This is a genomic window from Ensifer sp. NM-2, assembly GCF_003024455.1.
GTDB lineage: Bacteria > Pseudomonadota > Alphaproteobacteria > Rhizobiales > Rhizobiaceae > Ensifer > Ensifer canadensis.
On the sequence record NZ_PVZR01000214.1, the window covers coordinates 1 to 255 of the forward strand.

Annotated in this window: 1 protein-coding gene; it reads right to left on the reverse strand. The window is 63.9% G+C overall.

The genetic code is table 11. From position 1 onward, the window contains the following. Positions 1–255, reverse strand: a 255-nt coding sequence (locus C6558_RS39520) for a zinc-binding dehydrogenase (protein ID WP_146161046.1), incomplete at both ends; no start/stop codon positions are given.

Sequence of the window (255 nt, forward strand, 5' to 3'; positions counted from 1 at the left end):
GCTGGAACGGACGGGTGGAGATTTCCTGGCCGGCACCGGCAACGCCGATGACCACCGACTTGCCCCAGCCGCGATGCGAGGCTTCGAGCGCCTGGCGCATCACCTTGGTGTTGCCGGTGCAATCGAACGTATAATCGGCGCCGCCGATCTGGTCGGCCCCGCGCTTCGTCATGTTGACGAGGTAAGGCACGATGTCGTCGCCAACCTCCTTCGGATTGACGAAGTGGGTCATGCCAAAGCGTTCGCCCCAGGCCT